Origin of the sequence: Methylobacterium sp. UNC300MFChir4.1 (assembly GCF_900110155.1) — a bacterium.
Taxonomy (GTDB): Bacteria; Pseudomonadota; Alphaproteobacteria; order Rhizobiales; family Beijerinckiaceae; genus Methylobacterium.
Genome location: NZ_FOCS01000014.1, coordinates 134,267 through 159,795, shown reverse-complemented (window position 1 = coordinate 159,795; position 25,529 = coordinate 134,267). Strand labels below are relative to the sequence as shown.

At 72.1% G+C, this 25,529-nt stretch carries 16 protein-coding genes; 6 read left to right on the top strand and 10 right to left on the bottom strand.

Annotated features, from left to right (window positions below; genetic code table 11):
• Together BMY19_RS31655 and BMY19_RS19330 are read right to left on the bottom strand one after the other, a co-directional pair.
• Nucleotides 1-1,925 (bottom strand): autotransporter-associated beta strand repeat-containing protein (locus tag BMY19_RS31655; RefSeq protein WP_280141637.1); only part of this gene is annotated, 1,925 nt, incomplete at its 3' end.
• Between the two features lie 463 nt (nucleotides 1,926-2,388).
• Nucleotides 2,389-2,874, bottom strand: coding sequence for a Ros/MucR family transcriptional regulator (locus tag BMY19_RS19330; RefSeq protein ID WP_100252642.1), 486 nt, complete (start codon nucleotides 2,872-2,874; stop codon nucleotides 2,389-2,391).
• 793 nt (nucleotides 2,875-3,667) lie between these two features.
• Here BMY19_RS19330 and BMY19_RS30515 point away from each other — a divergent pair.
• From BMY19_RS30515 to BMY19_RS19305, 6 genes are all read left to right on the top strand, one after another.
• A complete protein-coding gene (locus tag BMY19_RS30515) occupies nucleotides 3,668-3,934 on the top strand; it encodes a hypothetical protein (protein ID WP_128083444.1) in 267 nt (88 codons plus the stop codon).
• Between the two features lie 180 nt (nucleotides 3,935-4,114).
• The gene (locus BMY19_RS19325) at nucleotides 4,115-4,645 is read left to right on the top strand and encodes a lysozyme inhibitor LprI family protein (RefSeq protein ID WP_081636529.1); all 531 of its coding nucleotides are present in this window, start codon (nucleotides 4,115-4,117) and stop codon (nucleotides 4,643-4,645) included.
• A 147-nt stretch (nucleotides 4,646-4,792) separates the two neighbouring features.
• A complete protein-coding gene (locus BMY19_RS19320; protein WP_128083443.1) occupies nucleotides 4,793-5,323 on the top strand; it encodes a lysozyme inhibitor LprI family protein in 531 nt (176 codons plus the stop codon).
• A 147-nt stretch (nucleotides 5,324-5,470) separates the two neighbouring features.
• The gene (locus BMY19_RS19315; protein WP_100252640.1) at nucleotides 5,471-7,423 is read left to right on the top strand and encodes an FAD-binding monooxygenase; all 1,953 of its coding nucleotides are present in this window, start codon (nucleotides 5,471-5,473) and stop codon (nucleotides 7,421-7,423) included.
• A 14-nt stretch (nucleotides 7,424-7,437) separates the two neighbouring features.
• Nucleotides 7,438-8,364, top strand: coding sequence for an alpha/beta hydrolase (locus tag BMY19_RS19310; protein WP_100252639.1), 927 nt, complete (start codon nucleotides 7,438-7,440; stop codon nucleotides 8,362-8,364).
• 781 nt (nucleotides 8,365-9,145) lie between these two features.
• Nucleotides 9,146-10,246, top strand: a complete 1,101-nt coding sequence (locus BMY19_RS19305) for an adenylate/guanylate cyclase domain-containing protein (RefSeq protein ID WP_100252638.1) — start codon at nucleotides 9,146-9,148, stop codon at nucleotides 10,244-10,246.
• 32 nt (nucleotides 10,247-10,278) lie between these two features.
• On the opposite strand, the gene BMY19_RS19300 is transcribed toward BMY19_RS19305, so the two are convergent.
• From BMY19_RS19300 to BMY19_RS19265, 8 genes are all read right to left on the bottom strand, one after another.
• Nucleotides 10,279-10,677, bottom strand: a complete 399-nt coding sequence (locus BMY19_RS19300; RefSeq protein WP_100252637.1) for a hypothetical protein — start codon at nucleotides 10,675-10,677, stop codon at nucleotides 10,279-10,281.
• Nucleotides 10,674-11,414 (bottom strand): hypothetical protein, encoded by a 741-nt coding sequence (locus tag BMY19_RS19295; RefSeq protein WP_100252636.1) that lies wholly within the window; start codon nucleotides 11,412-11,414, stop codon nucleotides 10,674-10,676. Before BMY19_RS19295 ends, BMY19_RS19300 begins: the two co-directional genes overlap by 4 nt.
• Nucleotides 11,411-13,240 (bottom strand): reverse transcriptase family protein, encoded by a 1,830-nt coding sequence (locus tag BMY19_RS19290; RefSeq protein WP_100252635.1) that lies wholly within the window; start codon nucleotides 13,238-13,240, stop codon nucleotides 11,411-11,413. The genes BMY19_RS19295 and BMY19_RS19290 overlap by 4 nt, the downstream gene beginning before the upstream one ends.
• A gap of 310 nt (nucleotides 13,241-13,550) precedes the next feature.
• On the bottom strand, nucleotides 13,551-15,215 hold the full coding sequence (locus BMY19_RS19285; RefSeq protein WP_100252634.1) for a hypothetical protein: 1,665 nt from the start codon (nucleotides 15,213-15,215) through the stop codon (nucleotides 13,551-13,553).
• On the bottom strand, nucleotides 15,212-18,334 hold the full coding sequence (locus BMY19_RS19280) for a hypothetical protein (protein ID WP_100252633.1): 3,123 nt from the start codon (nucleotides 18,332-18,334) through the stop codon (nucleotides 15,212-15,214). The genes BMY19_RS19285 and BMY19_RS19280 overlap by 4 nt, the downstream gene beginning before the upstream one ends.
• Nucleotides 18,335-18,530: 196 nt before the next feature.
• The gene (locus BMY19_RS19275) at nucleotides 18,531-20,516 is read right to left on the bottom strand and encodes an SWIM zinc finger family protein (RefSeq protein WP_100252632.1); all 1,986 of its coding nucleotides are present in this window, start codon (nucleotides 20,514-20,516) and stop codon (nucleotides 18,531-18,533) included.
• 9 nt (nucleotides 20,517-20,525) lie between these two features.
• A complete protein-coding gene (locus tag BMY19_RS19270; protein ID WP_100252631.1) occupies nucleotides 20,526-21,656 on the bottom strand; it encodes a VWA domain-containing protein in 1,131 nt (376 codons plus the stop codon).
• Nucleotides 21,653-25,516, bottom strand: a complete 3,864-nt coding sequence (locus tag BMY19_RS19265; protein ID WP_100252630.1) for a DUF4132 domain-containing protein — start codon at nucleotides 25,514-25,516, stop codon at nucleotides 21,653-21,655. Before BMY19_RS19265 ends, BMY19_RS19270 begins: the two co-directional genes overlap by 4 nt.
• Between the last annotated feature and the right edge of the window lie 13 nt (nucleotides 25,517-25,529).

Below are 25,529 nucleotides of genomic sequence, written 5' to 3'. Positions count from 1 at the left end.
AGGCGGGCGACGCCGGTGTTGGTCAGGTCGGCGGTGAGGGTGCCGTCGCTGGCGACGAGGCCGGCATTGCTGAGGCCGCCGGAGGCGGTGAGGCTGGCGCTCTGGGCGACGGCGACGAGGCCGGCATTGGCGAGGGGGCCGGCGAGGCTGTAGCTGCCGCCCGTGGTGACGGCGAGCGTCGCGCCGGCGGCGTTGGCGAAGGGGCCGGTGCCGGTCACGGATCCGGAGACGGCGAGCAGGCCGGCATTGTTGGCGATGGGCCCGTCGATGCGGCCGGCGCTGGCGAGCACGGTGCCGGCATTGGTCAGGCCGCCGCTGATCGTGCCGCTGGTGGCGAGGAGGCCGGTGTTGGCGACGCCGCCGCCGATGGCGCCGGCGTTGCTCAGGACGCCGCTGTTGGCCGCGCCACCACCGATGGTGCCGGTGTTGAGGGCCAGACCGGCATTAGTCAGCCCGCCCGCGACGGTGCCGGCGTTGATCAGGCTGCCGCTGTTGGTCGCGCCGCCGCCGACGGCGCCGGTGTTGAGGGCCAGACCGGCATTGGCGAGGCCGCCCGTGATGGTGCCGCTGTTGGCGAGCACGCCGAAGTTGCCGACGCTGCCGGAGACGAGGCCGGCATTGAGGAAGCTCGCCGCCGAGCCGACGAGAACGGGCGCGGTGAGGCTGCCGGTGGCGGTCAGGGCCAGGGTGCCGGTGCCGACCAGGGCGCCGCCCGTGAACGTGTTGGCGGCCGAGAGCACGGCGGTGCCGGGGCCGGTCTTGACGAGCACGCCCGGCTGGCTGCCGTCGGCGATCGGCCCCGCGAAGGTGGCGGTGCCGAGGTCGATCTGCAGGGTGCCGGGGCCGGCCAGCGTGATCGGGCGGGCGGTGGCGAAGCCGTCGGCGAGGACCTCGAGGGTGCCACCGCCGAGGGTCAGGCCGGTGCCGGCGGCGCCGAGATTAGCGTCGCGGGAAACGGCCAGGGTGCCGCCGAGGATGGTGGTGCCGCCGGCATAGGTGTTGGTGCCGGCAAGTTCGAGGGTGCCGAGCCCAACCTTAATCAGGCCGCCAGGCCCGGAGACGTCGCCGCCGAGGCTCGCAACATCGAGCGGGTTCAGCGCCGTCGTACTCATCAGGAAGACGGGAAGGCCGGTCGTGAATTGCGAGGCCAAGCTCAAGCTGCCCTGCAGTGCGATCATCGGCTGGGCAATGAGATCTGCACTTTCGGGGGCAATGCGCTGGTAACCCGCGAACCCGCTATCGGCGTCATAGATGAGATTGAAGCCGCGGAGGATCGTGATCGTCGTGTTGATGTAGGTTGCGCCGGTATCAGGCACCGGCGTGCTCTCCGCATAGACCTCGCCCACCGGCGCAAGCGGATTGCGCGTGTCACCAACTCTGAAGCTGTAAAGCGCTACAGGCGGGCTCGTACGACCCGGCATGTAAACTGTTACGAGAGTTCCCTTGGGGATCCTCGCATGGGGTGTGAGGCTGCTGCCATCCGGGAGGATGATGTAGGAGTCGTAGAGGCCCGTATCAGGCAGAACAGTTCCGGAGCCGATGGCGCCCCCAGCCTGCAGGTCGCCCGGCGTCATCTGCCATTCGATGGCGTTCCCCGATTTCGGGCCGGCAGTTAACCTAAGGAACGTCGTCCCTTGTGTATTTGCGGCTGTAAGTCCAAGTTGTATTCCGTCCTTAGTTATAATGTAGCCACGCACAAGTTTGGATGCGTCGCCAGTGGCGATATAGTTGATATTGAGCAACGGATTTGCATCGGGTGTCCCATTCGGGAAACCCTTTGCCTCACGGCCGAAGCCGACACCAAACATCTGTGTCTTAATTTCGCCGGTTACGGCAACGCCGCCCACTGTTTCCGCCGTCACCTGCAGTATGGGTACGCGCGCGGCAGCGACAGGTTTTTTCGTTGCCGGGTCGTAAAGCTGCACGGTGGTCTCGTAGAGCTGACCTGTTAAGACACGCTGGCTGCTAGAATATGTGATCTGTCCCGGTCCGATCGGCGCTTGGCCAGGAGCAGGTTGCCAAACTTTAGAGTCTTTTCCGATGGCTATACCCGTCGAACCAGTATCGAGCATGAAATTGCTTGGGCTCATGCCGTCGATACCGACACTCAGCGTTGCTCCGGGGCTATTGTTGCCAAATTCGTCCTTTGCCTTCCAGATAATTGGAGACGCAAATGGGATAGCAATACTGGTAGATTTGTCCGAATATAAGCCCCACGGCAGTCCCTCAGCGCTCCCGGCCGTGGCGGGCATCGAGATCGCCATACCCGCGAGCAGCGCAGCACGATAACGATAGGCGTCTGTCAAAATCATCCAATAAGACTTCTAAATATACGATCGGGAAGATTCAGAAAAGAAACGGAAACATTAACAATCGGTAAACCGTCTCTTAGGGAGTCATCCTCGTTTGTCGATCCGGAAGCTTTGCGCGTCCCAAAACGGCATTTCTCGACCGGTATAAGTGCTCGGCGTCGTTGACGATGCTGCTGCTCGCCTGCCACGCCGCCTGGGCGCCGTGCACGCCTAGCCCGATCGCCTTCGCGAGCGCCGAGTGCTTTGCAGCATAGCCGGCGACGACCATGGGATAGTCGTGGGGCAGGCTGAAGCTTGCGCGGTAGCTGTCCGGTGTCAGACCGTAGGCCGTGAGGTGCCGCTTCAGCGTCCTGTATTCGCAGCCGTTGATGAAGCTGATCAGCCTGTCCGGGTGGACGGACTTGCGGATCTGGGCGGGCGTCGGGGCGGGGCGGTCGGGCTCCGGCTCGGCGACGATCGGCGGGCCCACATCGCCCAGCGCGAGCAGGCCGTCGCGGACGGTGCGCATCAGGCCGGGCAGATCGGCCGCGGCCACCGCTTGGCGGCTGACGAAGGCCGCCACGATGCCGGTGGTGGGCTGAGGAGGTCGTCGGGGGAATCGGACATGGGGCTCTCCTGATCAGAGGGTCGATCGCGAGGACCGGGCGGATGAGGAGCGGCCACGATCAGGCCGCGGAGGTTGCCGTGGGCGGCAGCGGGCTCCCAAAGCGCCAGCCGTCCTGGCCGCCGATGTGGATGGGGGTTCATCATCGGCCTGCCGAGGCGCCGGTAGTGTGCGGCCCACGCTTCCCATCCGGGCGAGTCGTCGCGGACGAAGACGCGGCTGTGCGGCGCCCTGGGCTGGGCAGCGGGGCGAAGTCGGTCTGGCGCAACCACGCCTGCGACGCGAAGGCGTAGCCCGGCTTGCGCTGAGCGTGTGCCGCGTAGGCCCGTGCCGCGGCGATCGCCGCGAGTTGCTCGGATTCGGACAGCGCCTCGAAGACGGCGCGGGCATCCCGGGCCCGGCTCCCGACGAGGCCATCCGGCCAGACCGTGACGAGATGCTCGAATCGTACGGCGACCGGATCGAGCTGGCCGCCGGCGGCTGGTCTTCCGCCGGTCCGTGACCCTGCAACTCCGAAGCTACCACCGTCGCTGCCAAGTATTTTGAATACGGGCTCCTTGCCGCTGCTGTGAGAGAGATGCTCTTCAGCGCGGAGGCCGAATGAGGCGCCGCAGCTGACGTGTTCTGAAGCACCTAAGCTCTCCGAGGTCGGAGATATGTACTCCCGCAGCGAACCGGCAAAATCAACCGGATCGCCCCAGATCAAGTTAGATCTGTTCAATGCGCCATCTGTTAACGAAAGCAGCAATCCATGAAGTCCATTGTTGTTGCCGCAGCCATTTCGATCGCCTCGATCGGCGCGGCGAATGCGGGACCTATCATCGCCCTGGATAAGGCATTCACAACCTCCGATCAGCCCCTCGTGTCCAACGTCGCTTGGCTCAGCCGCTACGGCAAACTCTGCTATCACGGCACGAGGTGGATCCCCGCTTGCCATGCCACCAATCGGCCGGTTGGCTACATGAGAGGTCACTGGAACGCGACCCGTACTCGCTTCATTCCGGGGCGTTACTATTGAGGCGCCGGAAACCAAGTGATCCAACCTGCGCCTCATGTGAGGCGCGGTCCGGCCATGTGGCAATTGCAGCAAGCGCAGCTCGTGCTTCGAGATCGCAAATGCTGCGCGATCAACACACCTCAAAATTACGGCCGTAAATCTGTGGCTTGTTGCAGTATTACAGTCAGATCAGGTAGCAGTATGAGCAAGGCCGCTCTTCGCACCCTTGCCGGTGCATTTGCTGGCGCAGTGGCCAGCGTGACTTTGGTGCCCATGGCCCTTGCAGCGCCAAGTGCGCCCGCCGCTGAGACATGTGACTCGGACGACCCAACCATATGTCTGAGCCGCCATGGCGAAGCGGCTGTGAATATGTTGTCTAATGCTTACGCCGACGCATCCAAAAAGGTCGCTCCGATGTGCTTCGAGGTGATCGGCCCGGCCATCGGCGATTGCTTGGAGCGTGCTCAACGAGTCGCGGACAAGGAGCTCAATGAGACCTACGCCCGTGCGATGAAGTCGATAGGCAGCGACGATGACGCAGCCCGCAAATGGCGCGAAAAACTCAAGCTCGCACAACAGGCTTGGCTTCGATTTCGGGATGCCGACTGCGGCAATGTCATATCATTCGAGTGGATGGACGGTACAGGCGCCGGTCCAGCGGGATCAGCCTGTCTGGTCGCGCATACCATAGAGCGAGCGGCAGAACTTAAGCGGCGCTACGACCGCGAATAGATTTGTGACGCGGACTTTGGGCCCCTCCTGGCCTTAACGCCCCCGTTTCCGGCCCTCGATGGATTTAGTTTGAGATTGATATACACCGCGCCGGACGAATAGGCGCATACGCTAAGGCAGCATCCGCGGAATATAAAGGTGTCGACGATGAAGGCCCTCGCTCTCTCTATTATTTTATCTGCCGGCTTTCTTAGCGCGGCATACGCTGCGCCGAATGATGCGACGCCATCAGCCTCGAAAGAACCGCCGCCCTTGGCCTGCATGGATGACAATACAATAGACTCCTGCCTGAACCGTCATGGTGAGGATGCAGCAAAGGCGCTGTCGAAGGCCTACGGAGATGTTGCGGGCAAACTTGACGCTGCCTGTTCTGAGGTGATCAGCCCAGGGATGACCGCCTGCCTGGGTCGAGCCCAGGAAATCGCAGATAAGAAATTGAACGCGATTTACGCACGCGCCATGAAATCGATCAGCAGCGAGGATAACGGTAAGAAGTGGCAGGAGGAGCTCAGACTTGCTCAACAGTCTTGGATGCGATTCCGCAATGCCGACTGCGGCGATCTCATCACCGATGAGTGGCATGGCGGTACAGGGACTTATCCAGCTATCGCCACCTGCTTACTCGGGCATACGGAAGCGCGAACCGCGGAGCTTAAGCGGCGCTATGACCGCTGGTAAACGCTAGCGTTCTTCTCCCGGTGATACCTCTAGAGGGGCCGCGAGACTGTCGTTGTCGCTACGAATGTGTTTAGATGAATGTGCCGAAACGGATCTGACGCTATAGACCGTTTGAGGCCCCCGATAGCAGGCCGAGAATTTGCGCGGATGCAGTTCCATCTCAACGGCTACAAGTCCGGGGATCCAGCGATCGCCGAACCACCAGCGGTAGGAGGAAATTCACACTTAAAGGGCGCATCGCCGGATCTGGTCGATGTCCTAATAATCGGTTGCGGACCGACCGGCCTCACACTCGCCGCGCAACTCGCGGCCTTCCCCAACATCACGACTCGGATCATCGATCGGAAGCGCGGCCGCCTCCTCGTCGGTCAAGCCGATGGGATCGCATGCCGGACGATGGAGATGTTCGAGGCATTCGGCTTCAGCGAGCGCGTCCTCAAGGAGGCGTACTGGGTCAACGAAACCTGCTTTTGGAACCCCGATCCCAGCCAGTCGAACGTGATTACCCGCACTGGCCGCATCGTGGATACGGAGGAGGGATTGTCCGAGTTCCCGCACGTCATCATGAACCAGGCGCGGGTCCACGACTTCTTCCTCGCAACGATGCAGAACGCGCCCACTCGCCTGGAGCCGAGCTACGGACGCAACTTCCTCGATCTGGCTCTCACGGACGCCGAAACGGGCGACGGCATCGAGCCATCCAGCGACTTCGACTATCCGGTCAACGTCAGGCTTGAGCGGATCGACGATTCGCAGACGTCTGCCGTCGAGACCGTACGCGCGCGCTACATCGTCGGGTGCGATGGGGCCCACAGCGCCGTGCGTGGCGCTGTGGGCCTTACGGTGCACGGTGACTCCGCCAATCAGGCGTGGGGCGTCATGGATGTACTTGCCGTGACTGACTTCCCGGACATCCGCCTGAAGTCCGCCATCCACTCCGCCAAAGAGGGCAGCCTCCTAATCATCCCGCGCGAAGGTGGTTACCTCGTGCGCATGTACATCGAACTCGACAAGCTCGACGCGAATCGGCGCCTGGCAAGGGACGCGGTGACTGTCGATCACCTGATCGCGGCGGCGCGGCGTATCCTGCACCCCTACACGCTGGAGGTGAAGGAAGTCCCATGGTGGTCGGTCTACGAGATTGGGCAGAGGCTCTGCGAAGCCTTCGATGATGGCGGCCTTGCGCACCGTGAACATCGTTCGCCCCGGATCTTCATCGCTGGCGATGCCTGCCACACGCACAGCCCGAAAGCGGGCCAGGGCATGAACGTCTCGATGCAGGACGCCTTCAACCTCGGCTGGAAACTCGCCGCCGTGGTCCGCGGGCAGTGTACACCGCAGATTCTCCAGACCTACTCGATGGAGCGTCGCGCCGTCGCCCAGGAACTCATCGACTTCGACCGTGCGTTCGCCCGCATGTTCAGCGCCCCGCCCAGGCCATCCGACGTGACGGGCGGCGACGGCGTCGATCCGGCCGAGTTCGAGCGGTACTTCGTCAAGCATGGCCGCTTCACCGCCGGTACCGAGACCTGCTATCCGCCGTCCCTCATCACCGGCCAGTCCACGCATCAGAACCTCGCCGAGGGCTTCAGGATCGGGACACGCTTTCATTCGGCGCCGGTGATCCGGCTGGCCGATGCTAAGCCACTTCAGCTCGGCCACACCGTCAAGGCAGATGGCCGCTGGCGCTTGTTCCTGTTCGCGGATCCGGAGTCGCCCGACGCGCGATCCTCGCGATTGCGCGCCGTGTGCACGTACCTTGCCGAAGCGGACGACGCGCCCATCCGGCGGTTCACACCCGCGGGCGCCGACATCGACTCCGTCATCGACGTGCGGTCGATCCTGCAGCAGGGCCACCGGCAGTTCGTTCTAGGAGCGATGCCACCGCTGCTGCGACCGCCGAAGGGGCGTTATAACCTCGTCGACTGCGAGAAGGTCTTCTGCCCGGACCCGAAGGCCGGCGATATCTTCGCACTGCGCGGCATTTGGCGGGCGGACGGTTGCATCGTCGTCGTGCGGCCGGACCAGCACGTCGCGCATGTGCTGCCCCTGGACGCCCATGCCGAACTCGCGGCCTTCTTCGATCGATTCATGCTGTAGCGGGTGGAAGCGCGATGCGCAGCGAGATCGACGCGATCCGGGCCTTCCTGCAGGCGCAGCCGCGGCCGGCGGATCTCGTCGCACGGCGCGCCCGGCTCGACAGCTTCGGCCGCCGCGACGCGCTTCCGCCCGGCACCCGCGTCACCCCTGTCGATGCCGGCGGCGTGCCGGGTGAGTGGACCCTCTGCCCTGGTGGCGATCCCGAGCGCGTCCTCATTTTCCTCCACGGCGGCGGGTACATGGCTGGATCCCTCGACAGCCATCGCCACGTCGTTGCGCGCGCGGGGCAGGACGCCGGCGTCCGCACCCTCGCACTCGCCTACCGGCTCGCCCCTGAGCACCCTTTCCCCGCCGCCCTCGACGACGCGGTGGCGGGCTATAGGTTCGTGCTGGAGCAGGGGATCTCGCCCGAACGGATCGCCTTGTGCGGCGAGAGCGCGGGCGGTGGCCTCGCCGTCGCCGCCGCGCTGCGCCTGCGAGAGGCGGGCGACCCGCTGCCCGGATGTCTCTGGCTCTCTTCACCCTGGATCGACTTGGCCTTGCGCGGCAACAGCTTCAGGACGAAGGCAGCGGTGGATCCCATGATCCAGCGCCTCTACCTCTCCGAACTTGCGGCGGCCTACCTGAGCGGCGCGGATCCTCAGAACCCTTTGGCCTCACCCCTCTACGCCGATTTAAAGGGCTTGCCCCCGACGCTGATCCAAGTCGGCTCGGACGAGACGCTCCTCGATGATGCGGTGTGTCTGGCCGGCGCGGCCGGCAGCGCGGGCATGAACGTCACGCTTCGGATCTGGCCCGCGATGATCCACGCTTGGCATCTGTTCTTCCCGAACCTTGCGGAGGGGCGCGCAGCTCTCTCGGAGGCCGGCACCTTCGTGGATGGCCACCTCAAGCCGAGAAACATGGAGCCTAATATGCGAACTGAGGCTGCGTCCGTATAGCCAGTCAACCGATCCTACCCGCGCATGACTATCGGCTGATGAGCGCAATCCCGACATGAAAGTTTAATAAGATTTTCATTCCGACTTCGTTCTTTGGAGATTTTAAGCCTAAATAGATAAGCTGGAAATGAAACGCCTCTGCAATCGCGGCAGACTTTCGTAACTCTCATCAGTGTGTCGGAAGGCGGATTGCCTGCCTATCCGGCCAACGATCTCGGATTAGGTCCAGATTCTTTTGGCCAGACCGTGTTATTCCGCTGCTCGATTGCAATCTTGAGAGCTGCCTTTGATGAAACGTGCGAGCACGCTGCAGTTCAGCTCTGATTGAAGAGACATGATCACGCAGCCAGCAATGCCAAGAGTTTGGATGAAGGACCGGCCGCGCTGCGGTCACCTTCAAACGAAACTGCCAGCGCTACGTCTTGCAGTCCTCGCACAAAGTGCTAACCATTACCCGTAGACGTTCGTTAGGCTGCTGGCGGAAATAGCCTTTTTGGGTTGCAGGTTCGAGTCCTGCCGGGACCACCAGCCTCGCGGGATCCGCCGGGGGGCAGGTCCCAACCTCCCGGATCGAACGCGCCCCCACCTGTGGCCGCGCGGCGACACCGGCCGACGACGTCGGGTGGACGGCGCGAATCGCTCCGGATCGGTCACGGGCGACCGGCCAGCCCGAGGGCGTCAGCCCCATCCACCCGTCGCGGCGCCCCCCTCTCGCCTTCGCCCCCCGCCATCGCGTAGGTCCAACCGTGCTCACCGCCACGCTCGACCCCGCCGACCGCCCATGCTCCCACAGTACCGCTGGCTCTGGGCCCTGACCCTCCTCCTCGCCTCCGGCGGGGCGGGCCTCCTCTACAACCTGCTCTTCGTCGGCGGGGCCTCGATGCTCGCCGGCCTGGTCTACGCCCTGGCGGTGGGCGGGACGGTGCTGGCCTTCGTGCCCGGCCTGGCCCTGTCGGGCGTCCAGACGCGGCTGCGCCGCCTGCCGGCGCTGGTCTACATGCTGGCTGCCGAACTGCTCTACGTGGTGCTGATCACGCTCGGCTGCGCGCTCGGCGGCTTGGTCGTCTGGACCTTCGGCCTCACCGCCGACAGCCTGTCCACGGCGGTGCGGATCACGCCGCGGTTCCTCGCCTACTCGCTGGCCGTGTCGGCCCTGCTGGTCTTCGTCATGCGCATGCGCGACCTGATCGGCGGCGAGGTGTTCGTGAACTTCATGATCGGCCGCTACCACAAGCCGGTGCAGGAGGAGCGGATCTTCCTGTTCCTCGACGTGGTCGGCTCGACGGCCTTCGCGGAGACCCACGGCGACCTGCGCGCGCAGGAATATCTCAGCGCCGTGTTCGCGACGCTCGCCGAGCCGGTGCGGCGCAACGCCGGCTCCACGGACGACTTCATCGGCGACCTCGCGATGATCACGTGGCCGATGAAGCGCGGCCTCAAGGACGCGCGCTGCGTCACCTGCGTGTTCGCGGTGCTCGACCGGATCGAGGCCGACGCCGCGGCCTGGCAAGCCCGGTTCGGGACGGTCCCGCGGCTGCGGGCGGCGCTGCACGGCGGTCCGGTGGTCACGGCCGAAGTCGGGGTCGACCGCCACAAGATCGCGTATTTCGGCGACGCTGTGAACGTGACGGCGCGGATCGAGGCCCTGTGCCGCCCGCTGGGCGTCGACATCCTGATCTCGCAGGATCTCCTCGACCGGCTGGACCGGATGCCCGACGGCGTCCGCGCCCGCCCGCTGGGGACGCACGCCCTGCGCGGCCGCGGCGCGCCCCTGGCGGTCGCCACTCTCGAGCGCGGCGCGGCGCCGGACCGGCTGAACCCGGAGCAGAGGCCGGCGCCGCCGGTGCTGGACCGCGCCGAGGCCGTCGCGGAACCGCGCTAGGCTCCCCGTAGGGGCCGCATGTCGGTCGCGTCTCAGCGGCGGCGGACCCAGCGCTCCCACCAGCGCTCCCACCCGTGCGCCCAGAAGCGCCGGCCCCGCGCGCTCGCCGCGCGCCGCGGGGTCGCGGCCGGGCCGGCCCAGTCGGAGGTTGCCCCGAGCGCCGCCGGCAGGGTGGCGACGAGCGCCGCCGGCCCCTCGATGTCCCAGCCGATCACGCAGCAGCCGCAGCCGGTGCTGCGCACGCGGGTGAGCCGGCTGGCATGGGCCAGCATCCAGCGCTCGGCGGCGGCGACGTCGTCCCCGTCGCCCACGTCCACGCACAGGGAGGCGCGGGCGTGGCCCGGGGCCGGCGGCCCCTCGGGCATTGGGTCGACCCGCCCGTAGAGGGCCCGCAGGGCGTCGGAAGCCGGTCCGGCGTCGCCGGCGCTCACGGCGCGCCCATCTCGGCCAGCTGCCGTTTGGCGAAGGTGCAGGCCGCGAAGTCCGGGTTGATCGCACAGGCCATGTCGAACGCCGCCCGGGCCCGGGACGCCTCGGCGGCGACGCCCTCGCCGAGGCGATAGGCCTGGCCGAGCATGGCGCAGCCCCAGGCGCCGCGCCGGTCGCAATCGAGACGGAAGCTCCGGGCGAGGCAGGCATCCATGTCGGCGCGCGGCGCGTCGCGGAAGGGATCCTCCGCGTAGCCGCCGTTCCGGATCCCGGCCGCCCGGTTGGTGCAGCCCGCCGGGAACCCGCCCGCGCAGGCGAGGGCGTAGAGCCGCTCCTTGTCGAGGATGTCGGCGACGTCGAGGGAGTGGTGTTCCAGGGCGAGGGCGAGGTCGAAGCAGGCCGGCGCGTTCGACCACCGGGTGCAGAGCGCGTAGCAGGAAGCGGGCTCGCGCGCGCAGCGGCGCTCGGTGGGCCGGCGGGGCGCGAACGCCCACCGCCAGAACGGGCGCTCCCGCGCGAAGATGTCGGCCGGGCAGGTGCCGAAGCTGCGCAGCAAGGCCGGGTCCTGCCGCAGCGGCGCCGCGATCTCCGCGGCCTCGGCCTTGTTGAAGACGGGTGCGGCAGGCGCCTCGTCGGCCCGGGACGCCCCCGGTCCGAGCGAGAGGACCGGGGCCAGGGCGAAGAGCGCGGCGAGGCTGGTCCGGAGGTGCCCGGCCGGGAGGCTCCGGGCCAGGCTCATCGGCGCCGGCGCCAGCGGTGCAGCAGGCGTCGCAGGCCGAGGAGCAGGGCGACCGCGAGGACGAGCAGCCCGAGCGCCGGGTGCAGCAGGGCGGCCGCCTGGAACAGGACGAAGATCCCCAGGACGACCTTCCAGGGCTTCATCGGGGTGTCGTCGGGCTCGGCGCCCGCGTCCGGCGCGGCCTCCGCGCGGGCGGCCGGTTCCGGCGCGCCGAGACGCGGTCGCCCGGAGGCCGGCACGCCGCTGCGGCCCGGAACCGGCGCGGCCGCAGCCCTGGCCGCGGCCGCCTCCGCCTCGGCCAGGATCGGGTCCGGCTCGGGCGCGGGGCGGGGGGCCGGCACCCACCAGCGGGCGAGGGGCACCTCGCCCCGCGCGGACCGGGCGCGGAAGTCCGGCTGCCGGGGCGCCGTCACCGGGGCCGAATGGCGGTCCGCGAGGGCGCGGGCCTGCGCGACAAGCGGCGCGCCGGTCTCCGGTGTGACCATCCGGACGAACTGGGCGAAGCCGACCGCGGCGCGGAGCACGCCCGCCTCGCCGGCCGCGCCCCAGCGGCGCCCGGCCGGCCCGTGCCGCTCGAGCCCGTGCAGGAGGGCACGGAAGCGGCGCAGGGTCTCGCGGGGCACGCCGACCCGCTCGTTGACGGTGAGCCCGGTCACCTCCTGGTGCCGGCCGCGGCGCATCACGCGGGTCTTGTCCGGATGGACGGTGAAGCCCTCCCCGGCAACGATGGCGTGGACGTATTTGAGCAGCGCGCCGACCTTCCCGGCGGCCTCGCCGGAGGCCGAGAAGGTCAGGTCGTCAGCGTAGCGCGTGTAGGTGAAACCGAGGCTGCCGGCGAGGCCGGCGAGCCGGGCGTCGAGCCGGGTGCAGACGAGGTTGGTGAGCGCGGGGCTCGTCGGCGCGCCCTGCGGCAGCCGGCGGGGCCCCCGGGCGGCGTAGAGGCGGGCGCCGTCGATCTCGACCGCGTCCACGTCCGGCTCGGTGCAGAGCAGCGCCAGCACGGTCGCTACCGGCTCGGCGTAGCCCAGGCCCCGGAACTTCCCCTTGATCCGCCGGTAATCGAGGCTCGGGAAGAAATCCTTGAGGTCGAGATTGACCACGACGTCCCGCCCGACATGGGCGGCGGCGTTGGTGACGATCGAGCGGCCGGGCACGAAGCCGTGGGCCGCCGCGTGCACGGGGACGTGGGCGAGGAGCGCGTCGAGGATCCAGTACTGCGTCCGCTTCAGGCGCGGCATCGGCGCCGAGATGCGGCGCAGGCCGCCCGCCTTCTTGGGGATGGTGAAGCGCCGGTAATGGCTCACCGCGCTGAGCGCCCGGTCGTAGGCGAGGAAGCGCAGCTCGCCGAGGCCGATCCCCATGGCCTCGGCCAGCGCCATCGGGCTCGCCAAGGGCGGGAGACCGGGGGCGGGCCCCCGCCCCGGAGCGTCCGCGTGCGCGAGGCCGGCCGAGACGCCGTCGCCGAGATGGAGGATCTCCGCCTCCCGGCGCGCGTGCCATGCCTGCGCCCGGGCGTGGCGGTCGCGGGCGTTACGCAGCCGCGTCTCGCGCCGCCGCTCCAGCGCCGCCTTCTTGCGGCGGCGATGCATCTCCTTGAGGGCGGCCTCCGGGTCGCGCCACGCCGCCTCCCGCCGGTGCAGGTCGGCGAGGGCGCGGGCGATCTCGCCGCGGCGGCGGATCAGGTCGTCCGGCGGGTTAGGCTGCGCTTCCCCGTCCGGCCAGAAGCCGAGCCGGATCATCTCCTCGAGGATGACCTCGTCCTTCGAGCTCTCGCGGATCCGGTCGTAGAGCTGCTGGCGGGTCAGGCTGCCGGGCTGCTGGCTCATCGGCGGCCTCCGGCGCGGGCAGGAGGCGTGACGGGGGACGTCGGCCGGGATGCCTTCGTCAAGTCTCGGGACTGGCCCGGTCCACTCGACGCCGGCACGACCACCGGTGCGCGTTTGGGTTCAGCGAACCCAAACCGCGAACGCGCACCGGTGGTCAGTGCCGGCCCAGTGAAGAGCGGGCCAGTGACGCTTTGCCGGGCAGGGTGCAGGGACGGCGAATCGCCGCCCGAAATGCAAGGTCCGCCCCGGCCGACGCCCCTCGTCGCGGGGAGGATAGGCCAGGCGCGCGGCCGCATCAATCGGGTCCGTCTCACGCCTGCCACCGCACCGGCTTGCCCTCGACCTGGGCGTGGACGAGGCGGCGCACGGCCAGCATGTGCTCGCAGGGGCCCTGGGTCAGCCGGTTGTGGGTGTAGAACCCGCACTGGCAGCTGCCGCCGACCATGCGGTCGTCGGAATCGAGCTCCACCGCGGGCGTCAGGCTCCGGCCGTCGTCCAGCACGGTCCCGCTCAGGCGCCGCCTGTCGCCGGCCTGCTCGACGGGCCCGAGGGTGACCAGTCCGGCCGCCAGGAACCGGTCGGCCTTGGCCTCCTGCTCGGAGGCGAAGCGCAGGGCGCCCGGCGCCAGCGGCTCCCGGGTCAGCTCCCGCAGGCGGTAGACCCGCTTGTCGAGGTCGAACATGGCGCGGCCCGCCTGCACGTAGCCGCCGAGCGCCGCCTCCACGGTCGACCGGTCGAGGCCGGTCTCGGCGGCGAGTTGCCCGGTGTCGGCGGCGTGGTGGCGCCGGAGCGCCGCGAAGACCCGGGCGGCGGTGTCGGCGTCGACGTCGGCCCGGGGCGCGAGCAGGTCGAACTGCCCGGCCCGGGACCAGTCGTTGGCGGTCCAGCCCGACAGGCCGAGCGTGAAGCGCAGGCCGCCGAAATCCACCACCGCGAAGGCGGGGAGCCCGGTGCCGAGGAGGTGCAGCCGCACCGACCGGGCGAGCGGCAGGGTCCGGGCCAGGATCGCGAGCCGCCGCCGGCCCCACAGGCGGATCTCCGCGGCCGCGCCCCCGCGGTAGATCGAGCGCCGGAAGGTCAGCCGCTCGTTCCAGGGCTCGATCAGCACGCTGACCGGCCGGCCGGGCTCGAGCAGGAACCGCAGGGAGCGCGGGCCGTGGCGCTCGCGGCGCGCGGCGAGGCGGGTCAGGATCGCGTGCATGTCGACCGGGTGCAGGTCCACCACGTGGGCGGGCTGCGCCATGGCGCTCGACACCTGCAGGAAGCCCCGCATCCAGGAATCGGGCAGGTCGATCTTGTCCTCGCGGTAGGCGGCCTCGCCGGAGGTCTGGACCGCGAAGCCGGTCGGGTCGATCGCCAGCTCGGTGTCGCGGTAGCTGCGGATCTTCTGGAACTCGTCGTAGAGGGCGTGGCTGTAGTCGATGTTGGTCGTGCCGCAGGCCATGTCGCCGATCCGCGCGAACGTGTCGTGGTCGCAGGACAGGCGCCCGTAGCTCGACTCGTCGAGGCTGAACGCCTCGAAAAAGATCTCGTCCGGATGGACGGTGATGACCGGGTCGAGCACGATCCAGGCGTCGAGGTTCTCCCGGTAGAGATAGTCGAAGTACCGCTTCCGCGCGTCGTAGAACGACCGCATCACCGCGTCGGAGCGGGCCGCGATGTCCCGGGACTCGGCGCGCAGCGCCTCGATCTCGGCGCGCAGGCTGTCCTTCTCGGCGAGGGCCTCGGCCAGGAGTTCCTGCTCGTGGGCCTGGAGCCACGCGAAGTAGGCAGTGCGGTCCTTCGGCTTGAAGCGCAGGTCCGACACGACGACGTGGTGCAGGGCGGAGATCGCCTCCCGGAACGGCAGGTGCCGCGCCACCGTCCCGGCGAAGTAGGTCGGCTCGCGCAAGGTGTCGGGAACGAAGCCGAGCCGGGTCGCGTCCGCGTCCGAGACGGCCCGGCTCTCGCCGAGGTAGCGATGGACGAAGTTCATCGGGCCTCTTCCGAGACGGAGACGGGTCCCCGCGCCTCCGGCGGGCGCCGGACGAGGGGCACGGCGAGATCGGGATGCGCGTCGGCGACGTCGCGCAGGGCCAGGATCGCGGCGCTGCGGTCCCGGGCCGTGCCACTCAGGGTCAGGTCGGCGAAGAGCGGCAGCAGCGCCTCGGCGCGGGCGCGGCTGCGCAGGGCCTCGGCCCGGAGGAAGGCGGCCATCCGGTCCTTGGCGACCCGGCCGCGCAGCACCTGCAGCATCACGATGCGGGCGAGGGGGATCAGCCGCGCGAAGGCCGCCTCGCTCGCCACGGCCTGCTCGGTGAGCAACTCGGTGAGCAGGAGGTGCATCGACGGGGCGGGGTGTTCCAGGAGGCGCAGGACCTGCGCCTCCGCGTCCTCGGGCCGGAGCCGGCTGCGCAGGAGGTGGCGGGCGAGGGCCAGGACCTCCGGCTTGACGCTGTCGGTGACGACGGCGAGCGCCTCGGGCGTCCAGGCGGTCTCCGGCCACGCGTCGAACAGGCCGCGGGCGAAGGCGAGGGTGTCGGGCCAGTCGCTCTCGACCAGGAGGACGGCCTCGGCCGCCGCGGCCTGGAACCGGGCCGGGTCGGCCGCGAAGGCCGCCGTCGCCCAGTCCCGCACCGCCCGGTACGGGTGGCTGCCGAGCCGGGCGATCTGGCGGACGCTGAGGGCCTCGGGGCGCCGGTCGGGCAGGAGGGCGGCGCCGAGGCGGCGGGCGCCGTCCGCGCGCGCCTGCAGCAGGCGCCACAGGGTGCCGTCGTCGAGGGCGGCGCATTCCCCAGGCAGGGCCTCGCGCAGCAGGGCCACGGTGTCGGCCGCGTAGGCGTCGTCGGGCTCCGCGCGGAACAGGCTGCCGATCAGCTCCCGGGCGAGGCGGGGAGCGAGGCCCGGATCCGCCGCCGCGAGGCGCGCCACAAGGGGCCGGGCAGCCCGCCGGACGGCGCTGCCGGGCCCGCTGGCGAAGGCGACGATCCGGTCCGCGTAGGGCCCGAGCCGCGCGTCATCGAGGCGCGCCAGCAGGACGAGGGCGGCGATCCGGATGTCCTCGGATTCCGCGCCGATCAGCGCGTCCCAGCTCTCCGGCGGCAGGCCGGCGGCCCCGGCCTCGGACTGCGCCAGGAGGGCGAGGCCGGCGGACCGGACCGCGGCGGACAGGTGGGCGATCAGGGCGGCGGCGGTCTCGGACGTGACCGGCAGGTCGCGGTCCGGCCACAGGAAGGGCAGGGCGGCGCGCAGACCCCGGATCGCGGCCGTCGCGGCCGCGTCGGGCTCCGGCGGCATCGCCCGCAGCCACGCCACCAGCCGCGCCACCAGGGGCGCCGCGAGCCCGGTGGGCAGCGCCCGCGCCCCGGCGAGGCCGGGGAGGGCCGCCTGGACGTCCGGCTCCGGGCTCGTGAGCAGCGCGGCGGCGAGGTCGGGATCCGACCAGACGATCGGCGCCTCCGCCTCGAGGCGCCGCAGGGCCAGCGCCCGCGCCTCCGGCTCCGGGCTCGCGAGCAGCGCCGCCACCAGGGCGGCGAGTTCGGCAGGCTCGGCGATCCCGGCGGCGAGACGCGCCTGGGCGGTCCGGAACGCGAAGGTCCGCACGGCGTCGTGCGGGGCGGCCAGCAGGCGCCCGATCTCGCTGGCCGTCAGGGCCGCGCAGGCCCGCGGGTCCGCGCGCAGCACCCGCAGGCCCAGCCGCGCCACCGGCTCGATCCGCCCCTCCGCGGCGAGGCGGAGCGCCAGGTCCGGGCGGGCGCTCCAGAGGTCGGGGAAGGCCTCGTCGCGCCGGTCGGGATCGACGGCGCCGGTCTCCAGGAAAGTCAGCGAACCCGTCCGCGGCCGGGCCTCCGGGGCGTGACGGTACAGGAGCTGGCTCGCCGTCCAGTTGCGGCCGAGCGGTCCCCGCGCCCGCGCCTGCCGGCCCCAGGTCCCGTCCGGCTTCCGCCCCCAGGCGGTCCAGCGGGTCGGGGGATCGAGATCCTCCGGCCCGAGCGCCAGCAGGAAGTCCGCCGCCAGCGCCGCGAAGGCCGGGTCCCCGACGGCGCCGCGCTTGCGCAGGGCGCGCCAGATCCGCCGCTTCATGTAGGCGCGGGTGGCGGTGGACAGGCCGAGCCGCGCCTCAGGCCCCTGGCGCGCCGCGTCCACCGCGACGTAGCGCCGGAGGTCGGGGACGTAGGCGTGGCTCCGGCCGGCCTGATACATCGCCTGCGCGGTCTCGAAGCGCTGGGCGGTGGCGCCGAACAGGGCGGCATCGTCGGCCATCTCGGCGTGCTTGAAGAGGCGCCGCAGGCCGATCAGGTAGGGCGGCCGCGCCGGCAGCCGGAGCAGGGCGGCGCAGAGCGTCGCGTGCAGGCCGGGCGCCGCCTGCGCCCGGCGGCCGAGCGCCACCAGGGCCGGCCCGACCCGGCCCGGATCGTGCCGGGCAAGGCCGTCCAGCGCCCCGCACAACCCGTCGACGTCGCCCGCCTCGGCCGGCCGGGCGACCATGCCGGGCAGGTCCGGCTCGGCCTCCGGCGGCCGGTAGGGCCCGGTGAGCGGGGCGGTGAGCGCGAAGCGGGCGAGGTCGCGGACCACGCTGCCGGGCGCCTCGGCGGCGATCGCCGCGAGCGCCGGACCGGCCTGTGCGCCCGCCGCCCGGGCGAGCGCCCAGACCAGGGCGTAGCTCGCCCGCGCCGGGCCGAGGCCCCGCGCGAGGGCGATCAGATCCGGGGCGGTCGCGGCCAGCCGCAACTCGCCGATGCGCCAGAGCAGGCGGTCGCGGTCACGCTCGGCCCAGCTCTCGCGCAGGCAGGCGGAGAGCCGCGCCCGCAGCACGCCATCGCGCCCGTCGGGCGTCGCCTCGGGTGCGGCGGTCTCCGGGCCGTCGACCCGCCGGTAACCGCCGTTGATCTTGGAGACGACCACGCTGTCGAACACCCGGGCGGCCGCCTCGGCGGTCACGGGCTGGGGCGTCTTGGAGCCCTCGCGCAGGGTCGCGCCGCGCCGGCCGTAGCGCGTGTTGACGAAGTAGCGCTCGGGCGTCCCGAGGGCCTCGTTCTCGATCAGGTCGACGTCGTAGACCTTGTCGGAGGTGGCGTCCCGCAGGTGGAGGCGCGCCGCGCGGATGACCCTCATGCCACCGCGCCGGCCCGCGCGGCCGGGCAGGGATGCGTCGCGCGCGCGCGACGGTCGACGGGTCCTCGCATCCGGGCTCCTCGCGAAACGACCGGGACGGGCCGGCCGGCGAATCGCGGCGCCCGAAGCCGCGGCAACCTGCCCCAGCGGGACCGAGGGGGCAACCGCGCGCGCACGATTCCGTGATCGGGCCTCATCAGGCCTCTTCCGGCCCGGGATCGTCGCGCATGGCGGCGACCCAGAGGGCGGCCCGGGCGAAGGGCTCGGACTGCGCGCCCGGAGCCGCCAGGGTGGCGGAGAGGAAGGCGGAGAGCCGCGCGGCGGTGGCCGGATAGCCGGTCGCGGCGAGGCGTGCGACCAGGTCGGCGCCGCCGGCGCGGGCGCTGGCCGCGAAGGCCCGCCGCCCCGCATGGAGGGCGTTCGCCAGGAGCGCGGCCGCCTCGTCGAGGAGCGTGGCCGGCCCCAGGTCCGGCGCCGGCGGGATCGGGTGGCCGGCGCCGTCGGGGACGGCGAGGTCGGGCACGACGAGCCGATCGACCGACACCGACCAGGGATCGCAGACCAGGGTGCCGTCCGCGATCCGCACCGGGCCGGCGACCTGCCGCACGGGTCCCCAGCGCCCCGCGCAGGCGCCCGCGAGGGCGTCCAGGGCGTGCGGCGCGGCGGGGTCGTAGGCGCGGGCGAGATACAGCGTGCCGCCCGCCCCCGGCAGCGCGACGGCGGCCTGCCACGTCTGGGCGCCGGGCGCCCAGGCCTGTCCCAGGACCGCCTCGACGGCGAAGACGTGGAAGGCCTCCAGCCGGTCGCGCGGGCGCAGGAAGACGGGCGGCCGGTCGGCGAGGCGGCGCAGGATCGACGGGACGTCCCGCGCCGCCAGGGGGGCCGGCAGGGCCACCAGGGCGTCTCGCGGCAGCAGCGCCGTGCGGCCCCGCGCGCCCTGGCCGAGGGCGAGGAGCCCGTCGGCCCGGCGCCGCGCGACGCTGGTCAGGATCTGGCCCTGGCCGGTGCCCGAGACGGACAGGCCCGGGCTCAGGAGGCGCCCCGGCAGGCCGGCCGCGATATCCGCCTCGGCCTCGCCCGGCGCGAACGCGCGCTCCAGCGCCAAGAGCGCGCCGGTATCGGTGTCGGCCAGCGCCACCCGGGCGGTGGCGCCGCGCCCGCGGGCGAGGAGCCGGGCGCCCAGGGAGACGAGGCGCGTCTTGCCCATGGCGGTCTCGTAGGGCTGGCCGAGGCCGAGGGCGGCCTCACCGCCCTGGACGCGGCCGAGGAGTTCGGTGGCGAGCGCCAGGACGACGGCCGCGTCGTAGGCGGCGTGGCGCGCGGCATAGGCCGCGACCTGCCCGTCGAGATCCGCCTCCGCCAGCAGGAGCTGCGTGGCGCCACGCCTCTCGGCCGCCCGCCGGAGCCGGACGAGGGCCGCGCCGTGCGCCTCCGGTCCGGACACGACCCCGGCCTCCAGCAGGCCGGCGACCACCCGGTCGGCGGCCTCCGCGAGGTCCGTCTCCGCCAGCTTCGCCTCCGCTCCGGCCGGGGCCGCGCCGCCCAGGCGGATCTCGGCGGCGCCCGCGGAATCCCGGAAGGCGCGGATCGCCAGGGCGACGTGGGCGCAGCCGCCCCCGGCCGCGCAGTCGCAGCGGGCGTAGCCGACAGCGTCGGGCACGAGGAAGCGCACGGTCGCGGTCGGGAGCCGCGCGGCCGGGACGGCGCCCCGCTCCAGCCCGACCGTGATCCCACCCGCCAGGAGGCGCCGCAGCTCCGCCGCCGCGGCGCCGCCGAGCCCCGCCTCGAGGGCCGCGCCGTCGAGGGTGCCGGGATCCCAGGCGACCGGCGCCGCGGCCGGCACCGCCGCACCCTCGGGATCTCCATCGCCGCCCCCATCGCCGGTCCCGTCGGCCGGCCCGTCCGCGACCGGGGCGGCCCGGTAGGCGACGACGAGGGCGACCCGGTGCCGGCACATCCCGCTCGCCGGGCAGGTGCAGCTGGCCTCGCCGGGAGGCCGGCCGGGGCCGAGCCGCGTGACCGTGCCGTCGGCGAAGCGCGCCTCGACGGTGCCGTCCCCGGCCTCCGCGAGGTCCGGCCCCTGGCCGGCGGCCACCTCGCGCAGCGCCCGCTTCACCAGCCCGGCATTGGCGAGCTGGATCAGGCCGTCATCCGTGAGCGCGCGGAGGTCGGGGCGGGCCATCGGCGCCGCTCAGGCCCGGATCGCGGCGGCGAGCCAGCCGGCGAGCTCGCCGGGCGTCATCGCGCCGATCTCGGCGCCGGCCGCTACGAGCCGCTGGGCCATCGCCCGGTCGTAGGCGGGCCGCGCCTCCGAATCGAGGGCCGCGAGGCCCAGCACGCGGGTCCGCTGGCCGGAGAGCGCCCGCACCTGCTCGACCAGGGCGGCCTCGCTCGCGCCCTCGTAGAAGTCGGAGACCAGGACCACGATCGCCCGCTCCGGCGCGGTGATCAGCCCGGCCGCGTAGCGCACGGCGCCCCCGATATCGGTGCCGCCGCCGAGCTGGACCTTCATGAGCAGCTCGCAGGCGTCGTCGCAGTCGCGGGTCAGGTCCACCACCGCCGTGTCGAAGGCGACCAAGTGGGTGCGGATGCCGGGGAGCTTCCACAGGCAGGCGGCCATCACCGAGGCGTGGATCACCGAATCGAGCATCGACCCGCTCTGGTCGACGAGCAGGATCACCTGCCAGGGCCGCATCTGGCGCCGGTTCCGGGCGAAGAAGTGCAGCCGCTCGACGGTGATCCGCCGGCTCTCGGGATCGTAGTGGCGCAGGTTGTCGCGGATCGTCCGGTTCAGGTCGAGGTCGCGGGCGCCGGGCAGGCGGGTGTGGCGCCGCCGGTCGAGCACCCCCGAGAACGCCACCGCGAGGTCCCGCGCCAGCCGCTCCATCAGCTGCCGCACCACCTCCTGCACGAGCCTGCGGGCCATCACCAGCACGTCGGGCGCCATCAGGTGCTTGGTGCGCAGGACGGCCTTCAGCAGCGTCTCGTTCGGCTCGACCCGGGACAGCACCTCGGGGTTCGTGACCACGTCGTCGATGGCGTAGAGCTCGATCGCGTCGCGCTCCAGCCGCTCGATCGTCTCGCGGGGGAAGAGCGTGTGGACCGCGTTGATCCAGCCCGGCACCGTCAGGGTCGAGCCCTCGCGCCCGCCCTGGCGGCGCTCCCCCCGCGCCGCGCCCTCGGCGTCGCGGCCGTAGAGCCAGTCGAGCGCCTGATCCATGGCGGCCGCATCGCCCGAGAGGGCGCAGCCGGCCCCCGCGCAGGCGGAATCCGCCGCCTCGCCCAGGATGAGCCGCCAGCGCGTGACCGGGTCGAGGCTCACCGCAGCCGCGTCCCGGCGAGGAGGCTCGGCCCGCGCAGGAGCTCGCTCGCCGTCACCGGCGCGAGCTCGCCGAAGGTGCGCTGGCCCGGATCCGACCGGCTGCTCCAGGGCGAGCCGAGGGTCAGGTCGCCGAGGGTCTGCTCCCGGTCCTCGAACTCCACCGCGCCGGTGAACAGGCCCTCCGAGAAGGTCAGCGACGCCTGGCCGGCCGCGCCGCCCGGGAAGGTCACGGCGCGCTCGATCCACCACACCACCCCGGCATCCTGGGGCGCCCCGAGGGGCCAGCCCCGGGCGGCCATGCCGCGCAGGCGGTTGGCCTCCACGACGGTCCCGGCGAAGCGGCTCGTGGTCGATGCGGCGGCCTCGGCCTCCGTGAAGGCGTAGGTCTCGCGGGCGAGCTGCGGGAAGGGCTGGACGATCTCGTAGTCGCCGAACAGCGCCCCCCAGGCCGCCAGCGCCCCGGTGTCGAGCTGCAGGGGATGGACGAGGCCGATCAGGCCCGGGGCCGCCCCGGTCAGGTCGAGGTCGAGCGGCGCGTCGTCGGCATCCGTGAAGGTCAGGTCCTCGGCCACCCGGAAGGTCAGGCCCGGACCGGTCCGCGGGTCGGCATCCGCGAAGGTGGCCCAGACGAGGCGCTGGGCGAGGTGGCGCACGAGCGGGTGCGCGGCGAAGCAGGGGCCGAACACCGTCGGCTGGACCCGGCGGGCGCCGGCGAGCATCGCCTCCAGGCGGGCCACCTGCAGGCTCGCCACGGCCCGCGCGTCCTTCTTCAGGGCGCCCCAGCGGGCCACCGCCGCCGCGGCCTTGCCGGCCTCGTCGGCCTTGGCGGGCTTGGGCAGGTCCTTGAGCCTCTGGCCGGCGGCGTCCCGGACCCAGGGCTTGAGGGTCTCGTCGAACCCGACCCGGAACCCGCGGGGGCCGAAATCGAGGTCGAGGCCGCCGCGCTCGTCGAGGTCGAGGTCGGGGGCGAGCCGGTCTGCCAGTTCCTCGGGGGTGAGGCCGCGGGCCTCGGCGAGCTGGGCGATCTTCTGGCGGGCCTTCTCCTGGAGCCCCTTGAACTTCAGCTTCTCGGCGATGCCGTTGAGGTTCATCAGCGCGACGTCGGTGCCGATGTCGACCAGCACGTCGAGTCCGGTGACCGCGCGGGCGTGGGCGGCCTCGCCGGGCCAGCGGCGGATCAGGCGGGTCAGGTCGCGGGCGGTGGCGTCGGTGCCGAACCAGCCCAGCGCGCGCAGGGCCCAGCCGTCCTTGGAGGGCGTCCCGGCGGCGATCCAAGCGGAGAACAGGTCCCACGCGAAGGCCGCGAGGCTCGCCTCGGTGCAGGCCTCGCGGACCATCGGCACGCCGGCGTAGACGGCGTCCGGGTTGGTGAAGGACAGCATCTCGCACAGGGTCAGGATCGCCGCGTCCGGCAGGGCGGTCCCGTCCCGCAGACGCGGCCGGGTCAGCATGGACGGCACGACCCAGGCGGGCGGCTTGCCGACCTTGGCGGGGACGCGGGCGAGGGGATCGCGGTCGAGCACCTGCGCGACCGCCTCGGTCACGTCCGGTGCCTGGTCCGCGTAGCGCGCGACCACGGAAGCGATGATGGCGCGGCCGTCCGCCCGGTCCTGCGCCAGCACGCGCAGGGCGTGCTCGCCGGCGTCGCGCAGCGCCCCGGGCCGGCCCACGGCGTCGGGCAAGAGGCGGGTGAGGGCGGTCTCGGGATGGCGGCGCAGCCAGGCCAGGGCCGGCTCGCGGGCCTTCTTGAGCTTCGTGAGGGCGCGGGCGGCGGGCCCGGCGAGGCGGGCATCGTCCACCGCCAGGACCGCCGGCAGGAGCCCGACCGGATCGGCCTCGACCAGCCCGACGAGGCCCGGCATCGCCCGCTCGCCGAACCGCGACAGCATCGCCCACACGATCTCCGGCCACTGCGAGACGTGGAAGCATCCCGCGACGACGCGCGACTGGGCCCAGAGGGCGAGCGCCAGGGGCTCGGGCTGCCGCTCCAGGCTGCCGACCAGCTGGCGATAGGGCGAGTTCGCCCAGTAATGGCAGGCCTCGTCGATCTGGGCGACGCGGCCGGCGACCCAGGCGATCAGGGCCGGCGGATCGTCGCGCGGCGGCTCGGAGAGCGGGGGCGGGATCCGGCTCCAGCCCTGCGTCGGATGGGAAAGCTCGGCGGCCGCCACGAAGGCCCGCAGCGCCTCCGGGCCGTCGAGGGTGACGGCGTTCCGCGCGCGCCAGTAGCTCGGCGCGACCTCGGGCACCGCGTGGGCGAACGGCGTCGGCAGCGGCGCGAGGGCGAGGACGAGGTCGTCCCGGGTCCGGGCCTTGGCCCGCCAGGGCGGGTCCCGCAGCACCCGCGGCCAGGCGGCGGGCTCCGCGAGGGGCACCGCGCGGGCTTCCGCCAGGGCGTCGAGGATGCCGGCCCCGCGCCCGCCCGACGCCGCGAGCCAGCCGCGGACCGTGTCGAGCCCGTGGGCGTCGAGCGCCCGGTTCACCCGGGCGCGCAGGGCGGGCTCGGACCGGCCGCCCGCGAGGGCCGCGAGGCAGCGGGGCAGGATCGCGGCGGGATCGGCCTCCAGCGCCGCGTCGAGGGCGGCCGCGACGGGCTTCTCGTGGAGGTGGGGCAGCAGGGCCGGGAGCGCCCCGGCCTCGCCCGTCGACAGGATCGCCAGGGCGACCGTGCGACGCTGCTCGTCAAGGGCGTAGTGCAGCAGCCAGTCGAGGGCCGGCAGGGCCGGCTGCCCGGCGGCGCGGGCCACCGCCAGCAGGGTCGCGGCCGCCTCGGCCGCGTCGAGGGCGCAGTAGACGAAGTAGAGGTGGTAGCTGCGCTTGGCGCGCCAGCGCGCGACCGCTTCCGGCGGCGCGTCGGCCAGCAGCGGCAGGTAGGCCGTTTCGGCCGTGACGTCGATCCCCGCCGACGCGGCGGCCTCGACCACCGCGACGGGCTGGAGCGGGTGCGGGGCGGCCCGGTCGTCGGCCAGGATGAACGCGAAGGCGCAGGCCGCCGGCCAGTCGTGGTCCTCGGCGATCCGGGCGTTCAGGAGCGCGACCGCGGCGTCGTAATCGGCCTCCGGGGCGTGCACGAGGGCGGCCCGCAGGGCGAGGTGGAGCGGCTCGGCCCAGGACAGGCGCTGGTAGGCGCGCGGCGTCTTCGGGGTCGGGCGGCGGCGGTCGGCCAGCCGGGCGACGGCCTCCGTCCCGCCCTCGGCCACGGCGTAGCGCAGGACCGCCTCCAGTGCCCCTCGAAGGACGGCGTCGCCGGTGGCGGCCCGGGACGGATTCCCCTGTCGGCGCGCCTCCGCGGCGTCGACGATCGCGTCCAGCCAGGCGGCGAGGCCGTCCCGGTCCGGCGGCGCTCCGGCGAGGCGCGCGGCCTCGGCATCGCCGAGCGCGGCCGCCAGCGGCGCCGCGATCGCCTGCCAGGCTTCCGCCGCGTCCGGGCGCGGACCGGGGCGCAGGCGGGTCGGCAGCGGCACCGCCGCGAAGACCGCGGCCGGGGCGGGGGGCGGGACGGGCTCCGGCGGGGCCTCGGCCGGCGGCGGGGCGGCGGCCGGCTCCGCGGCTCGCTCGACAACCGTCTCGCCGGCCGGCCCGGACGCCTGCACCGAGGCGGGCTTCCGGGCGGCGGCGGTCGGTGCCGGGGCGGGCGCCGGGGCGAGAGCCGCGCCGTCGGCGCGGACGTAGCCCTTGGCGGTCTTCTCGCGGACGAGCTTGTCCTTCTCCTTCACGGCCGCGGCCGCGTCGGCGCAGGTCTTGTCCTTGCTCTGGCCCTGGGTGCCGAGGCGCCCGAAGCGGACGGTGAGCGTCGGGCCGGAGACGCCGACCTCCCAGAACTTGGCGGCGCTGCCCTCGACCAGCTCGTAGCGTTCCATGGCCTGTCTCCCT

Coding starts and splice junctions, on each gene's coding strand:
- BMY19_RS30515 (WP_128083444.1), top strand. CDS start 3,668: ATGAAGTCCATTGTTGTTGCCGCAGCCATTTCGATCGCCTCGATCGGC.
- BMY19_RS19325 (WP_081636529.1), top strand. CDS start 4,115: ATGAGCAAGGCCGCTCTTCGCACCCTTGCCGGTGCATTTGCTGGCGCA.
- BMY19_RS19320 (WP_128083443.1), top strand. CDS start 4,793: ATGAAGGCCCTCGCTCTCTCTATTATTTTATCTGCCGGCTTTCTTAGC.
- BMY19_RS19315 (WP_100252640.1), top strand. CDS start 5,471: ATGCAGTTCCATCTCAACGGCTACAAGTCCGGGGATCCAGCGATCGCC.
- BMY19_RS19310 (WP_100252639.1), top strand. CDS start 7,438: ATGCGCAGCGAGATCGACGCGATCCGGGCCTTCCTGCAGGCGCAGCCG.
- BMY19_RS19305 (WP_100252638.1), top strand. CDS start 9,146: ATGCTCCCACAGTACCGCTGGCTCTGGGCCCTGACCCTCCTCCTCGCC.
- BMY19_RS19295 (WP_100252636.1), bottom strand. CDS start 11,414: ATGAGCCTGGCCCGGAGCCTCCCGGCCGGGCACCTCCGGACCAGCCTC.
- BMY19_RS19290 (WP_100252635.1), bottom strand. CDS start 13,240: ATGAGCCAGCAGCCCGGCAGCCTGACCCGCCAGCAGCTCTACGACCGG.
- BMY19_RS19285 (WP_100252634.1), bottom strand. CDS start 15,215: ATGAACTTCGTCCATCGCTACCTCGGCGAGAGCCGGGCCGTCTCGGAC.
- BMY19_RS19280 (WP_100252633.1), bottom strand. CDS start 18,334: ATGAGGGTCATCCGCGCGGCGCGCCTCCACCTGCGGGACGCCACCTCC.
- BMY19_RS19275 (WP_100252632.1), bottom strand. CDS start 20,516: ATGGCCCGCCCCGACCTCCGCGCGCTCACGGATGACGGCCTGATCCAG.
- BMY19_RS19265 (WP_100252630.1), bottom strand. CDS start 25,516: ATGGAACGCTACGAGCTGGTCGAGGGCAGCGCCGCCAAGTTCTGGGAG.